General features: G+C 73.1%; 10 protein-coding genes. 6 read left to right on the top strand and 4 right to left on the bottom strand.

The window, feature by feature from the left end; genetic code table 11:
- The first annotated feature begins 1 nt into the window (after nt 1).
- Nucleotides 2-2761, top strand: coding sequence for an alkaline phosphatase family protein (locus tag ACIQGQ_RS14360; RefSeq protein ID WP_402395017.1), 2760 nt, complete (start codon nt 2-4; stop codon nt 2759-2761).
- A gap of 104 nt (nt 2762-2865) precedes the next feature.
- Here ACIQGQ_RS14360 and ACIQGQ_RS14355 read toward each other — a convergent pair whose 3' ends face one another.
- Entirely contained in the window at nt 2866-3426 is a 561-nt protein-coding gene (locus ACIQGQ_RS14355; RefSeq protein ID WP_402395015.1) for a cysteine hydrolase family protein, read from the bottom strand.
- Between the two features lie 176 nt (nt 3427-3602).
- Complete coding sequence (locus tag ACIQGQ_RS14350; protein WP_402395012.1) at nt 3603-4931, bottom strand: multidrug effflux MFS transporter; 1329 nt, start codon at nt 4929-4931, stop codon at nt 3603-3605.
- 75 nt (nt 4932-5006) lie between these two features.
- On the opposite strand from ACIQGQ_RS14350, the gene ACIQGQ_RS14345 reads away from it, so the two are divergent.
- On the top strand, nt 5007-6023 hold the full coding sequence (locus ACIQGQ_RS14345; RefSeq protein ID WP_402395009.1) for a Gfo/Idh/MocA family protein: 1017 nt from the start codon (nt 5007-5009) through the stop codon (nt 6021-6023).
- Here ACIQGQ_RS14345 and ACIQGQ_RS14340 read toward each other — a convergent pair.
- The gene (locus ACIQGQ_RS14340) at nt 6010-7641 is read right to left on the bottom strand and encodes an alkaline phosphatase D family protein (RefSeq protein WP_402395007.1); all 1632 of its coding nucleotides are present in this window, start codon (nt 7639-7641) and stop codon (nt 6010-6012) included. The two genes, ACIQGQ_RS14345 and ACIQGQ_RS14340, sit on opposite strands and share 14 nt — an antisense overlap.
- 166 nt (nt 7642-7807) lie before the next feature.
- On the opposite strand from ACIQGQ_RS14340, the gene ACIQGQ_RS14335 reads away from it, so the two are divergent.
- The 3 genes from ACIQGQ_RS14335 to ACIQGQ_RS14325 all read left to right on the top strand — a co-directional run bounded on the left by ACIQGQ_RS14335 (nt 7808) and on the right by ACIQGQ_RS14325 (nt 10231).
- Nucleotides 7808-8593, top strand: coding sequence for an SDR family oxidoreductase (locus tag ACIQGQ_RS14335; protein ID WP_402395004.1), 786 nt, complete (start codon nt 7808-7810; stop codon nt 8591-8593).
- A gap of 103 nt (nt 8594-8696) precedes the next feature.
- Entirely contained in the window at nt 8697-9164 is a 468-nt protein-coding gene (locus ACIQGQ_RS14330) for a lamin tail domain-containing protein (protein ID WP_402395001.1), read from the top strand.
- A gap of 164 nt (nt 9165-9328) precedes the next feature.
- Nucleotides 9329-10231: a glycosyltransferase family 2 protein gene (locus ACIQGQ_RS14325; protein ID WP_402394999.1), complete on the top strand. Its 903-nt coding sequence runs from the start codon at nt 9329-9331 to the stop codon at nt 10229-10231.
- A gap of 50 nt (nt 10232-10281) precedes the next feature.
- Here the strand turns inward: ACIQGQ_RS14325 and ACIQGQ_RS14320 are convergent, their stop codons facing one another.
- On the bottom strand, nt 10282-11139 hold the full coding sequence (locus ACIQGQ_RS14320; RefSeq protein WP_402394996.1) for a metallophosphoesterase family protein: 858 nt from the start codon (nt 11137-11139) through the stop codon (nt 10282-10284).
- Nucleotides 11140-11320: 181 nt separating this feature from the next.
- On the opposite strand from ACIQGQ_RS14320, the gene ACIQGQ_RS14315 reads away from it, so the two are divergent.
- Nucleotides 11321-13858, top strand: a complete 2538-nt coding sequence (locus ACIQGQ_RS14315; protein ID WP_402394993.1) for a SpoIIE family protein phosphatase — start codon at nt 11321-11323, stop codon at nt 13856-13858.
- The last annotated feature ends 1 nt before the right edge of the window (nt 13859 follow it).

Genomic DNA, 13859 nt, shown 5'->3' with positions numbered 1-13859 from the left:
TATGCAGGTCACACGCCGAAGGCGGGCGGAGAGACACCGGGCGGGAGCGCGGCTCGGACGCCTCGTCCGCCGGGCCCCGGTGATCACGGCGGGCGTCACCGCCGCCGCCGTCGCCGCCGCGGGCGTCGCGTTCGCCCGCACCGACCAGTTCGGCACGGACCGGGTCGGCGAGACGACCGCCCGGGGCCAGGTCGTCTCCAGCGACCAGTACATCGCGCCGTACGGCGAGCGTCTGGTCGTGAACAACGGCAAGATCATGTCGTCCTCGGTCAGCCCGGACGGCAGCCACCTCGCGGCCTCGGTCGCCGACGGCGGCGCGGCGCTGGCCATCATGGACCTGAAGAGCTGGAAGGTTCAGCAGGTCGTCGGCAGCTCCGCCGCCTCGCAGCCGCGCATCGGCGGCAACGACGTGGGCCAGGAGGGCCCCGCGTACTCGCCCGACGGCACCCAGCTCTGGCTGGGCCAGAACGACGGCTACACCCGGTTCACGGTGGGCGCGGACGGCGGTGTCAGCAACCCGGTCGTCGTCAGGATCCCGGCGGACGGGGCGAAGCACGCGCTCGTGGGCGAGGCCGTGTTCTCCCCCGACGGGTCCACCGTGTACGCGGCGGTCAACGGCCAGAACCGGGTGGTCGCCATCGACGCGGCCTCCGGCGCGATCCAGCGCAGCTGGGCCGTCGGCAACGCTCCACGTGACATGCTCATGATCGGATCCAAGCTCTATGTGAGCAACGAGGGCGGCCGCCCGGCGAAGCCCGGGGACACCACGCTCAACTCGTACAACACCCAGGTCCCGGCCGACCCGGTGACCGCGGCCACCACGAGCGGCACGGTCAGCGTCATCGACCTGGCCGCCCCGGAGTCCGCCGTCGGGAGCATCCGCGTCGGCCTGCACCCGACCGCCCTGTACGCGAAGAACGGGGCCCTGTTCGTCACCAACACCGCCACCAACGACGTGTCGGTCGTCGACCTCCGCAAGGGCAAGGTCGTGCAGACCATCGCCACGCAGCCGTGGCCGGAGGCGTCGGTGGGCTACGAGCCCGACGCGGTGGCCCTCACCGACGACGGCCGTCTGCTGGTGGCGCTGGGCCGGGCCAACGCGATCGCCGTCTACCGGTACACCTCCCCGCAGGAGCCGGTGAGCTACGTCGGCCTGCTGCCGACGGACTACTTCCCGGCGGAGATCGCCACGGTCGGCAAGGAGGTCGTGGTCTCCAACACCCGGGGAATCGACGCCCGCCGCCCCAACAACCCCGCCGGGCACGGCACCCACGACACGACGTCGAGCCTCCAGCGCTTCACGCTGCCCTCCGACCGTGTGATCAAGGCGCAGACCCGGAAGGTCTTCGAGCAGAACGGCTGGAGCGACGGCTCGGTCGAACGGGTCCGGGGCAAGGGCGGCGGCCGGGCCAAGGCCGTCCCGGTCCCGGCGCGGATCGGCGACCCTTCGACGATCAAGTACGTCTTCCTCCTCGTCAAGGAGAACCGCACCTACGACCAGCTCTTCGGCGACCTGCCGCAGGGCAACGGCGACCCGGCGCTGGCGGAGTTCGGTGAGAACGTCACGCCGAACCAGCACGCGATGGCCCGGCAGTTCGGGCTCTACGACAACACGTACGACATCGGCACCAACTCCGCCGAGGGCCACAACTGGCTGATGCAGGCGGACAACCCGGAGTACACGGAGTCCACGGCCGGTGCGTACAAGCGGAGCTACGACACGGAGGACGACGCCCTCGGGCACCAGCGGACCGGGTTCCTGTGGACCGGTGCGCAGGCGGCGGGCAGGACCGTGCGGAACTTCGGCGAGTTCCAGAGCTTCCTGACCAAGCCGCCGGACGCGACCTGGCAGAACCTGTACTGCGACGCCCGGAACATGGCGTCGACCGGCCAGGACACCGCCTACCCGCTCCACTCGTCCTCACCGATCCCGTCCCTCAACGACGTGTCGGTGCCCGGCTACCCGATGTTCGACACCAGCGTCCCGGACGTCTACCGGCACCAGATCTGGAAGCGCGACTTCGAGAAGAACGGTCCGGCGAACCTGAACATGTTCTGGCTCTCCAGCGACCACACCGGCGGGCCGGCGAACGCCCCGGCCCAGGTCGCGGACAACGACCTGGCCACCGGCCGGATCGTGGACCGGATCTCGCACAGCAAGTACTGGAAGAACTCGGCGATCTTCATCCTGGAGGACGACTCCCAGGCCGGTCTCGACCACGTCGACGGCCACCGCGCGCCGATCCAGATCATCAGCCCCTGGGCCCGGCACGGCGTCGTCGACAGCCGCTTCTACTCCCAGATCACGGTGATCCGGACCATCGAGCAGATCCTCGGGATCCACCCGATGAACCAGAAGGACAGCGCGGCCACCCCGATGCGGACCGCCTTCACGAAGAAGGCCGACCTCACCCCGTTCACGGCGCTGCCCAACCGGACCCCGCTCACCGACGGTCTGAAGACCCCGCCGTCGTGCGGCGTGGACACCCCGGCGGCGCAGAACCCGCGCGCGGCGGCCGTACCGTCCGCGAAGGTCCCGGCCGCGAAGCGGTCGGTCGCGGCGGCGTGGGACGCCTGGAAGTCCGGCCAGCGGCTGACCGGGCCCACTGCCCGGGCCGACGCCGCGAACCCGGCGCAGATGAACCACTTCACCTGGTACCAGTCGCACGAGTGGAAAAAGCCGTACCCCGGTGAGGACCGGATCCTCACGCCGAAGGAGGTGCCGGGCGCCTACATCCCGGCGGCGGATTCCGACGGCTGACCCCGCCCCGCCCGGCCCACCAGGCCCCGGCCCCGGCCCCTCACGGGGTCGGGGCCGGGGTCGTCCCGTCCGCCCGCCGAGCGCGGGACCGGACGGGCCGGCGGCTACCGGGGGGCGAGCGCCGCGACCCAGTCGTCGACGGTGACGACGTCCGCCCACTGCGGGAAAAGCCGCTCGACCAGGAACCGGTGCGTCTCCGGGTCCAGGTCCAGACAGCCGTCGGACAGGACGGTGAGGCCGAAGTCGAGGTCGTTCGCCTGGCACAGGGTGTACAGGACCACGGCGCTGGTGGCGATCCCGGCGAGGACGAGGCTGTCGATGCCGCGCGCCCTGAGCACCATCTCCAGGTCACTGCCCGCGAACGCGCTGGCCCGCCTCTTGGTGACCACGACGTCGCCCGGCCGGGGCGCGATCGCGGGGTGGATCCCGGTGCCCGGCGCGCCCTCGACGTGGAGGCCGTTGCGCGCGACGGCGGCGAGCGCCCTGTTGTGCGTACCGACCTCGGGGAAGCCGGGGCGGAGCGCGATGACCACGTAGATCACGGGAATGCCGGCGGCCCGGGCGCCGTCGATCGCCCTGCGGACGCGCGGAAGGTATCCGGTTCCGTCGTCGGCGATGTCCACGACGTCCTGTTGGACGTCCATCACGAGAAGGGCGCTGCTCATATCGGCTCCAGGGACGGGTACGGATGCGGCCGGGCCGGAACTCCGCGCTCCCGCGCGGGACGTTCCGGCCCGGCCACGACCCTAGGGCGCGTCCCGGGCGCCCTGAAGGGTGTTTCGAAAGGAGCCCCGTCCGCCCGGAGGGCGCCCCCGGGCGGACGGGGCTTCCGGAACACGCCTCAGAGGCGCTCCTGTCCGTCCGCCCGCTGCTGCCACGGGCGGCACAGCCCGAGGAAGGCGGCCATCGCGCCCACTCCGCACACCAGCTGCACCACGGCCATCGGAACGGCCGTGTCCTCGCCGGCGATGCCGACGAGCGGCGAGGCGACGGCGCCGATCAGGAACGACGAGGTGCCCAGCAGCGCGGAGGCGGAGCCCGCGGCGTGCTTGGTCCGCATCAGCGCCTGGGCGTTGGTGTTGGGTGTCGCGAGTCCCATCGCCGCCATCATCACGAACAGCCCGGACGCGACCGGGACGAGGCCGACGTCGCCGAAGACCCCGGTGGTCATCAGCAGCAGCGCGGTCGCGGCCAGCACGATGACCGTGAGGCCGACGGTGAGCACCTTGTCCAGGCTGAACCGGCCGACCAGCAGCTTTCCGTTGATCTGGCCCACGATGACCATGCCGACGGAGTTGACGCCGAAGAGCAGGCTGAAGGTCTGCGGCGACGCCCCGTAGATCTCCTGCACGACGAACGGCGAGGCGCTGATGTAGGAGAAGAGGACGGCGAAGGCGAGGCTGCCCGCGATGGTGTAGCCGGTGAAGACCCGGTCGGCCAGGAGCCCGCGCATGGTCCGCAGCGCTTCGCCGACCCCGCCGGTGTGCCGCTCCCCCGGCGGCAGGGTCTCGTGCAGCCACTTCCAGACCACCAGGGTGAGCGCCAGGCCGACGACGGTGAGGACGGCGAAGACCCCCCGCCAGTCGGTGAACCGGAGCACCTGCCCGCCGATCAGCGGGGCGACGACCGGGGCCGCCCCGGAGATCAGCATCAGGGTGGAGAAGAATCTGGCCATCTCCACGCCGTCGTACAGGTCGCGGACGACCGCGCGGGCGATGACGATGCCCGCCGCACCGGCCAGGCCCTGGAGGGTGCGGAAGGCGATGAGGAGCCCGGCGGTGGGGGCGAAGACGCAGATCGCGGTGGCGACGACGTAGACGATCATGCCGAGGAGCAGCGGGGTGCGGCGGCCCCAGCGGTCGCTCATCGGGCCGACGACGACCTGTCCGAGCGCCATGCCGGTGAGGCAGGCGGTGAGGGTGAGCTGGACGGTCGAGGCGGGGGCGCTCAGGGACTCGGTGACCTCGGGGAGGGCGGGGAGGTACATGTCCATGGAGAGCGGCGGCAACGCGGTGAGGCCGCCGAGGACCAGGGTGACCAGGAGCCCGGTGCGCCGGGTCGCGTCGGCGGCGGCCCCGGTCGGGGCGGGGGTGCCGGAGGCCTCGGGGCCCTCGGCGCTCGGTATGTGTGGGTTTTCCGGCTGGGTCCGGCTCGCGCCGTGCTCCGGCATGCTCATCTCCATGTCGTTGAATCCGCATCTATGCTCTCAGCTCAGCCGGACTGGTCGAACCTCTGGGGAGTGGGCATGACAGGCGTGAGCGGTGCTGTGCGGTGGGGTGTGCTGGCGACCGGCGGGATAGCCGCGACGTTCGCCGAGGATCTCCGGTCCATGCCTGACATGGAGGTGGTCGCGGTCGCGTCCCGGACCGACGCCTCGGCCCGCGCCTTCGCGGACCGGTTCGGGATCCCCCGGGCGTACGGCGACTGGGCCGCGCTGGCCGCCGACGAGGAGGTGGACGTGGTCTACGTGGCCACGCCGCACTCGGCGCACCGGGAGGCCGCCGGGCTCTGCCTGGAGGCGGGGAAGCCCGTGCTGTGCGAGAAGGCGTTCACGCTCAACGCCCGGGAGGCGCGGGAGCTGGTGGGGATCGCCCGGGAGCGGGGGGTGTTCCTGATGGAGGCGATGTGGACGTACTGCAACCCGGTGGTCCGGCGGATGACGGAACTGGTGCGGGACGGGGCGATCGGCGAGATCCGGACCGTGCAGGCGGACTTCGGGATCACCGGCCCGTTCGGCCCCGGCCACCGGCTGCGCGACCCGGCGCTGGGCGGCGGCGCGCTGCTGGACCTCGGGGTCTACCCGGTCTCGTTCGCACAGCTGCTGCTGGGTGAGCCGGACCGGGTGCGGGCCGACGCGGTGCTGTCGCCGGAGGGCGTCGATCTGCACACCTCGATGCTGCTGGGCTGGTCCGGTGCGGGCGCCACGGCGCTGCTGAACTGCTCGATCGTCGCGGACACCCCGCGGACCGCCTCGGTCACCGGCACCGCGGGCCGGATCGAGTTCCCGCGCGGCTTCTTCTACCCGGAGCGGTTCGTGCTGCACCGGGAGGGCCACGATCCGGAGGAGTTCACCGCCCCGGACGGCACCGCGCTGCGCGGGATGCAGTTCGAGCAGGCCGAGGTGGCACGGGCGCTGCGGGCGGGCGAGACGGAGTCGCCGCTGGTGCCGCTGGACGGCACGCTCGCCGTGATGCGGACGCTCGACGCGGTACGGGACCGCATCGGCGTCCGCTACCCGGCGGACGAGGTCACGCCGGGGTGAGGCCCTGGTTGCCGACCTCGGTGACGAAGGAGGCGGCGGTGGCGAGGGGCGCGCCGGGGGTGGTGACGGCCGGGACCGTGCGGAAGTCGGCGCGCGCCGCCTCCCGGCCGAGGCTGACGACGGCGTAGCCGCGCCGGCCGTTGAAGAACTTCATGTGCGGGTTGGCCCGCATCTGGTTGTTCCAGCTGCCGGGCCGGTCCGAGCCGTCCTTGCCGCTGGTGATGGAGGTGGCGACGATCTCGGTGCCGACGGTGCGGGAGTCGGGGTCGTCGAAGTCGCGCTTCAGGTCGAAGCCGTAGCCGACGTGCACGTCACCGGTGAGCACCATCAGGTTGGCGACCCCGGCCTCCTCGGCGCCCCTGAGCACGCGGGCGCGGGAGGCCGGGTAGCCGTCCCAGGCGTCCATGGAGAGCTTGAAGGCGTCGGTGGGCACGTCGCGCCGCTGGGCGAGGACGACCTGCTGGGGCACGACGTTCCAGGTGGCCCGGGAGGTGCGCCAGCCGTTGATCAGCCAGCGTTCCTGGGTGGTGCCGGTCAGGGTGCGCGCCGGGTCCTCGGACTCCGGTCCGGGCCGCTGCCAGCCGTCGCCGTACGCCTGGTCGCTGCGGTACTGGCGGGTGTCGAGGATGTCGAACTGGGCGAGCCGGCCGAACCGGAGGCGCCGGTAGAGCCGCATGTCGGGGCCGGTGGGACGCTGCGGGGCGCGCAGTGGCTGGTTCTCCCAGTAGGCGCGGTAGGCGGCGGCGCGGCGCAGCAGGAACTCGGCGGGCGGGACGTCGTTCTCGGGGATCCCGCCCGCGTAGTTGTTCTCGGTCTCGTGGTCGTCCCAGGTGACGACGAAGGGGTGCGCGGCGTGGGCGGCGATCAGGTCGGGGTCGGACTTGTAGAGCCCGTACCGCAGCCGGTAGTCCTCCAGCGTCACGGTCTCCCGGTCGAAGTGGGCGGGGAGCCGCCGGTCGGTGTAGCCGCGGGCGCCGCCGGTGGCGTTGACGGCGTACTCGTAGAGGTAGTCGCCGAGGTGGAAGACGACGTCGACGTCCTCCCGGGCGAGGTGGCGGTACGCGGTGAAGTGGCCGTCGTGGTACGCCTGGCAGGAGACGGCGGCCAGGCTGAGCGCGCTGTTGCGGGCGCCGGGGGCGGGGGCGGTGCGGGTCCGGCCGACGGGGCTGGTCCAGTTCCCGGCACGGAAGCGGTAGTGCAGGACCCGGTCGGCGTCCAGGCCCTTGACCTCGACGTGGACGCTGTGGTCGAACTCCGGGTGGGCGGTGGCGGTTCCGCGCCGGACGACGTGGCGGAAGCGCTCGTCGCGGGCGAGCTCCCAGCCCACCTGGACCCGGGCCCGGGGCATGCCGCTGCCGGGCTCGTAGGGGCGGGGCGCGAGCCGGGTCCACAGCAGGACCGAGCCGGGCAGCGGGTCGCCGGAGGCGACGCCGAGGGTGAACGGGTTCTCGGTGAGCCTCCGGCCGTCCAGTTCGGCGGCGCTCGCGGCGCCGGCGGTCGGCAGGTTGACCGAGAAGGCCAGCGCGGCGGCGGCGCCGGTGACGGTGAGGAAGCGGCGGCGCCCGACGTGTTCGGCGGCCCGGCGGAGCTCTTGCCGGTGGTCGGATGTGTCTGTCATCTGTCCCTCCCTGTCCGGTGGTGTGCACGGGCAGTCCATCGGTCCCGCACATCGGACGGTTGTCGTGCTCGCGTCGCCCGGACGTCGGCCGGATGAGGAATGGGAGGGCGGGCGCGCAGCGGCGCGGCCGGTACGGAGGGCGAGGGGAGGCGTACGCTGCGGCGTCATGAGCAACAGAATGTTGAACTCCGGTACGGACGCGGCCCCGAGGACCGCCGTGGTGACGGGTGCGGGCTCCGGGATCGGCCGCGCGGTGGCGCTCGCCCTGACCGGGGCCGGCTGGTCGGTGGCGCTGGCCGGGCGGCGCCCCGGGCCGCTCGCCGAGACCGCCGAACTGGCCGGGGCGGACGCCCGGGTGATCACTGTGCCGGCCGATGTGTCCCGGTCCGAGGACGTGGACGCGCTCTTCTCGTCGGTACGGGAGTGCTTCGGCCGCCTGGACCTGCTCTTCAACAACGCCGGCACGTTCGGGCCGCGTTCGGTGCCGGTGGAGGAGCTGTCGGTGGCGGACTGGCGCGCGGTGGTGGACGTGAACGTGACGGGCGCGTTCCTGTGCGCGCAGGCGGCGTACCGGCTGATGAAGGACCAGGACCCGCAGGGCGGCCGGATCATCAACAACGGCTCGGTCTCCGCCCACGCGCCGCGCCCGCACTCGGTCGCGTACACCACGACCAAGCACGCCATGACGGGGCTGACGAAGTCGCTGTCCCTGGACGGGCGTCCGTACCGGATCGCCTGCGGGCAGATCGACATCGGCAACGCGAGCACGGACATGACGGAGCAGATGCGGACCGGCATCCTCCAGGCCCATGGCGGACTCGCCGTCGAGCCGGTGATGGCGGTGGCGGACGTGGCCCGGACGGTGCTCCACATGGCGGAGCTGCCGCTGGAGGCCAACATCCAGTTCGCGACGGTCCTGGCGACGGCGATGCCGTACGTGGGCCGGGGCTGACCGGGGCCCGGGGAAGGCCGGATTCCGGCATACGGGCGTACCGACCGGCGCGTTGCGCATATGCTGACAGACCTTCACCAGTACTTCACAGAAGGAACACCGCATGCGCATACGCTCCACGGCCCCGCTCGCCCTGGCCGCCGTCACCGCCCTGGCCGGATCGCTGCTCCTGGCGGCCCCCGCGTCGGCCGCCAAGCACAAGGGCGGGCTGCACCTCGGCAAGATCCAGTACGACAGCCCCGGCAAGGACAACCGCAGCAACGCCTCGCTCAACGCCGAGTGGGTGGACATCCACAACAACGGCAAGACGAAGCTCCAGCTCAAGGGCTACAAGCTGAAGGACAACACCGGCTACACCTACACCTTCGGCAGCCACACGGTCGGCGCGGGCAAGACCGTCCGGGTCCACACCGGCAAGGGGAAGAACACCTCGGGCCACGTGTACTGGAACCGCGGTTCGTATGTGTGGAACAACACCGGCGACAAGGCCCGGCTGATCAAGCCGAGCGCCAAGCTGCTCGACTCCTGCTCCTGGACGAAGGCGAACAAGGGCACCAAGAACTGCCACTGATCCGCCGGAACCACCGGCCGGGCCCCTTGTCCGGCCGGTGACCGCGACCCGCGCCCGGCCCGTACCCGGGGGCCGTGTCGGTACGGCGACGGGTGGCCGAACAACGGGCGACCATCTCCTGGGACTACGATCGCGGCACCGCAGCGAGACCAGGAGTACCGACCGTGTCCGAACCGCGCATCGCCGTTTCCGTCGTCACCATGGGCGACCGTCCGCAGCAGGTCGAGGCCCTGCTGCGCTCGGTGGCCGGGCAGGACGTCCGTCCCGCCCGGCTCGTCGTCGTGGGCAACGGCACCTCCCTCCCCGACTTCGCCGCTTTCCCCGGCCTGTCGGACCTCTCCGGCGGGGTGACGGTGATCGAACTGCCGGAGAACCTGGGCTGCCCCGGCGGCCGCAACGTCGCCCTCGCCAGACTCGCGGAGCTCGGCGACGTGGACGTGGTCATCGAGCTCGACGACGACGGACTCCTGGTCGACGACGGGGTGTTCCGCAAGGTCCGGGACATGTTCGCCGCCGACCCCCGGCTCGGCGTCATCGGCTTCCGGATCGCCGACGAGCACGGCGAGACCCAGCGCCGCCACGTCCCCCGGCTGCGGGCGGGCGACCCGATGCGGGGCGGACCGGTCACCGCCTTCCTCGGCGGCGGCCACGCCTTCTCGATGAAGATGCTCGCCGAAACCGGGCACTGGCCCGCGGAGTTCTTCTTCACGCACGAGGAGACGGACCTGTCCTGGCGGGCGCTGGACGCCGGCTGGAAGATCCTCTACGAGCCCGATCTGCTGCTCCAGCACCCCAAGACGTCACCCGCCCGGCACGCCGTCTACTACCGGATGACGGCCCGCAACCGGGTCTGGCTGGCCCGCCGCCACCTGCCCCTCCCGCTGGTCCCGGCCTACCTGGGCACCTGGACCCTGCTCACGCTGGCCCGCACCCGATCGGCGACCGGGCTGCGCGCCTGGGCCGGCGGCTTCGCGGAGGGCGTCCGCACCCCGTGCGGGCGGCGGCGGCCGATGCGCTGGCGCACGGTGTGGCGGATGACGAAGCTGGGGCGCCCGCCGGTCATCTGACCCACCGACAGCCCGCCCGCCCCGCCCGCCGCCGGGCGGGGCCGGCCGCGTCAGCCGCCGTCGTACGGAAGGATCCGGCGCAACAGCCCCCTGGGATGGCCGCGTTTGCGCCATTCCCTCGGGTAGCCGATGGAGACCTCCTCGAAGCGCACCCCGTCGTACCAGGTGGTGCGCGGGATGTGCAGATGGCCGTAGACCACCGCCGCCGTGTTGAAGCGGCGGTGCCAGTCGGCGGTGAGCGAGGTGCCGCACCACTGGGCGAACTCCGGGTACCACAGGACGTCGGTCGGCTCGCGCACCAGCGGCCAGTGCCCGGCGATCACCAGCGGGACGGCCGAGTCGTGGGCCGCCAGCCGCCGCTCCGTCTCCGCCACCCGGGCCCGGCACCACTCCTCGCGGCTCGGGTACGGGTCGGGGTGGAGCGTGTACTCGTCGGTGCACACCACGCCGGTCCGGCGCGCGTACGCCAGGGACTCCTCCTTGGTCGTGGTGCCCGGCGCCCGGAAGCTGTAGTCGTACAGCAGGAAGACGGGCGCCACCGCCGCCGGTCCGCCGGGCCCGCGCCACACCGGGTACGGGTCCTCCGGGGTGTCCACCCCGAGCCCCCGGCACACCTCGACCAGAAGCTCGTACCGCTCCCGGCCCCGCAGTTGGACCGGATCGCGCGGGGTCGTCCACAGCTCGTGGTTCCCCGGCGTCCAGATCACCCGGGCGAACCGGTCCGCGAGCAGCCGCAGCGACCGTTCCACGTCGTCCGGCTGCTCCGCGACGTCACCGGCGACGATCAGCCAGTCCTCGTCCGAGCCCGGTCTCAGGGCCTCCAGGACAGGTCGGTTGTCCGCCACCGCGGCGTGCAGGTCGCTCACCGCCAGCAGTGCCCCGCGGCTTGCCCCGGTATGTTCGGACATGCAGAACCTTCCCGCCGGTCGACTGGTCGACATACTGCCCCACCCAGCTGCGGTCCGGGCCCCGAGCGGCGAAAGCCCGTCCGCCGGAACTGGCGGCGGCGGTGGGCGGAGGGATGATGGAGACGTCCGCGGACGCGGCACGGGACCGTCGGCAGTGCCGGGAGAGGGAGCTGAGCGACAGGTGGACGGCAAGACCCTCCCGGGCGCGCCCGGGTACGGCGGGCTCCCGTTCGCGGACAGCGCCGCCGGAGCGCTGCTCGACGCGGACGGGCTGGTCGTCGGCTGGACGCCCGCGGCGGCGGAGCTGTTCGGGCTGACGGCCGAGGAGGTCTGCGGCCGCCCCGCCGTGGAACTGCTCGCGGCCCCGGCCTCCAGGCCCCCGGCGCCCGAGGGGCACCGGGACGCCGCCTGGTCCGGCGAGACCGTGGTGCGCACCGGCCGGGGCGAACCCATGAACATCGTCTTCCACGCGCTGCCCCTCGCGGACACCGACGGGGCGGCCCGGTACTTCGTGCTCTGGGCCCCGGTCGGGACGGTCGACCGGTGGCGGCAGGACCAGGCGTTCACCCGGGAGCTCTTCCTCCAGGACCGGCTGGGGCTCGCCGTGTTCGACGCGGAGCTGCGGCTGGTGCGGACCAACACCCATCTGCTGCCGTACACCGGCCTCGCGCCGGATCTGCGCGGCAAGCGGCTGGCGGACTTCCTGGAGCCCGAGGGCGCGGCGGCGGTCGAGGCCCTGCTGCGCGAGGTGCTGCGGACGGGGCGTCCGCTGATCCTGGCGAAGGAGACCGTACGGACCATCGAGGACCCGGCCGGCGGGGCGGTGATGGGCATCTCCGCCTTCCGGCTCCAGGCGCCGGACGGGGAGGTCTTCGGGGTCACCGCGCTGTTCACCGACGTCACCGAGCAGCGCCGCTCCGACGAGCGGCTGGCGATCCTGCACCGGGCCACCGCGGCGGTCGGCGGCTCGCTGTCGGTGGCGGGGACCGGTGAGGAGCTGGCCGACGTGCTGGTGCCCGAGCTGGCCGACCTCGCGGTGGTGGAGATCGCCGAGGCGGTGTTCACGGGCGAGGAACCGGTGCCGGGCGAGGACGGGCTGCTGCCGCTGCTCCGGACGGCGGTGGCCGGAGCGCTTCCCGACGGGGCGCCTTCCGGAGGAGCACCTCCCGGAGGAGCGCCTTCCGACGGTGCGCCTTCCGGTGGACCGCTTCCCGGGGACGGCGAGGTTCCGGCGGACGGGGGTGCCTCCGTGACGGGCGGTGCTCCCGCGGCGGACGGTGCGGCGGTGCGGGCCGATCCGCGCTGCGCCCCGGTGCTGAACCGTTTCCCCGCGTCGATGACCGTCCCGCTGCGGGCCCGGGGCAGCTTCCTGGGGCGGGTGACGGTACGGAACGGCCCCGGCCGGCCCGAGTACGCCCTGGCCGACCTGGACCTGCTGGGCGAGATCGCCGGGCGCGCCGCCCTCGCCCTGGACAACGCCCGCCGCTACACCCGGGAGCACCGGGCCGCCGTGGGCCTCCAGCGCAGCCTGCTGCCGCCCGCGCAGGCGGAGACCGTCGCCGTGACGACGTCCGGTTTCTATCTGCCCGCCGACACCGCCACCGGCGTCGGCGGCGACTGGTTCGACGTGATCCCGCTGTCCTCGGCCCGGGTCGCCCTGGTCGCCGGGGACGTCGTCGGGCACGGTCTCGGCGCCACCGCCACCATGGGGCGGCTCCGTACCGCCGTGCGCACCCTCGCCGATCTCGACCTGGAGCCGGACGAGCTGATGGTCCACCTCGACGACCTGGTCTCCCAGCTCCGCGACGAGCCGGGCGAGGGGGCCGAGGACAGCGGGGAGGACGGAGCGACCGGGCCCGACGACCGGGCCGCGCGGTCCGACCCGTTCACCCGTACGGACGAGAGCAGGGCGGAATTCGGCCACCGGGCCGCCGATCCGGTCGGCGCGACCTGCCTGTACGCGGTCTACGACCCGGTCTCCCGGCGCTGCGCGATGGTCTCCGCCGGGCACCCGCCGCCCGCCGTCGCCGCCCCGGACGGCACCGTCTCGTACGTACCGCTGAACCCCGGACCTCCGCTGGGCGTCAACGGGCTGCCGTTCGAGATGACCGAGATCGAGCTGGCCCCCGGCAGCCTCCTCGCGCTCTACACCGACGGGCTGATCGAGGGGCGCGACAGCGACATGGACGCGGGCATGGCCGAACTCCGCAGCCATCTGGCCCGCCCCGGCGCCACCACCGCGCCGCTGCGCGAGCTCGGCCGGGAGATCATCGCCGCCCGTCCCCCGCACCAGCTCGCCGACGACGTCACCCTGCTGCTCGCCCGCACCCACGCGGTGCCGGCCGGGAACACCGCCGTCTGGCCGGTGGAGGCCGATCCGGTCGCCGTCGCCCGGGTCCGCCAGGACGCCGCCCGCCAGCTGCGCGCCTGGGGGCTGGAGGAGCTGGTCTTCACCACCGAGCTGGTCCTCAGCGAACTGGTCACCAACGCCATCCGGCACGCGGGCGGCCCGGTCGAGGTGCGGCTGATCCGCGCGAAGCAGCTGACCTGCGAGGTCTCCGACCCGAGCGCCACCCAGCCCCGGATGCGCCGGGCCCTGCTCACCGACGAGGGAGGCCGCGGCCTGTATCTCGTCGCCCAGCTCACCACCCGCTGGGGCAGCCGCTACACCCGGCGCGGCAAGACGATCTGGGCCGAGCAGCCGATCCCGGACGCGTGAT

This window comes from Streptomyces sp. NPDC092952 (genome assembly GCF_044754785.1).
GTDB lineage: Bacteria > Actinomycetota > Actinomycetes > Streptomycetales > Streptomycetaceae > Streptomyces.
Note: the sequence above shows the minus strand (reverse complement) of the source record. Positions and strands in the feature narration are given on the sequence as shown.

Excerpts from the sequence above, each read along its gene's own strand:
- ACIQGQ_RS14360 (WP_402395017.1), top strand. The coding sequence starts at position 2 with ATGCAGGTCACACGCCGAAGGCGGGCGGAGAGACACCGGGCGGGAGCG.
- ACIQGQ_RS14355 (WP_402395015.1), bottom strand. The coding sequence starts at position 3,426 with ATGAGCAGCGCCCTTCTCGTGATGGACGTCCAACAGGACGTCGTGGAC.
- ACIQGQ_RS14350 (WP_402395012.1), bottom strand. The coding sequence starts at position 4,931 with ATGCCGGAGCACGGCGCGAGCCGGACCCAGCCGGAAAACCCACACATA.
- ACIQGQ_RS14345 (WP_402395009.1), top strand. The coding sequence starts at position 5,007 with ATGACAGGCGTGAGCGGTGCTGTGCGGTGGGGTGTGCTGGCGACCGGC.
- ACIQGQ_RS14340 (WP_402395007.1), bottom strand. The coding sequence starts at position 7,641 with ATGACAGACACATCCGACCACCGGCAAGAGCTCCGCCGGGCCGCCGAA.
- ACIQGQ_RS14335 (WP_402395004.1), top strand. The coding sequence starts at position 7,808 with ATGAGCAACAGAATGTTGAACTCCGGTACGGACGCGGCCCCGAGGACC.
- ACIQGQ_RS14330 (WP_402395001.1), top strand. The coding sequence starts at position 8,697 with ATGCGCATACGCTCCACGGCCCCGCTCGCCCTGGCCGCCGTCACCGCC.
- ACIQGQ_RS14320 (WP_402394996.1), bottom strand. The coding sequence starts at position 11,139 with ATGTCCGAACATACCGGGGCAAGCCGCGGGGCACTGCTGGCGGTGAGC.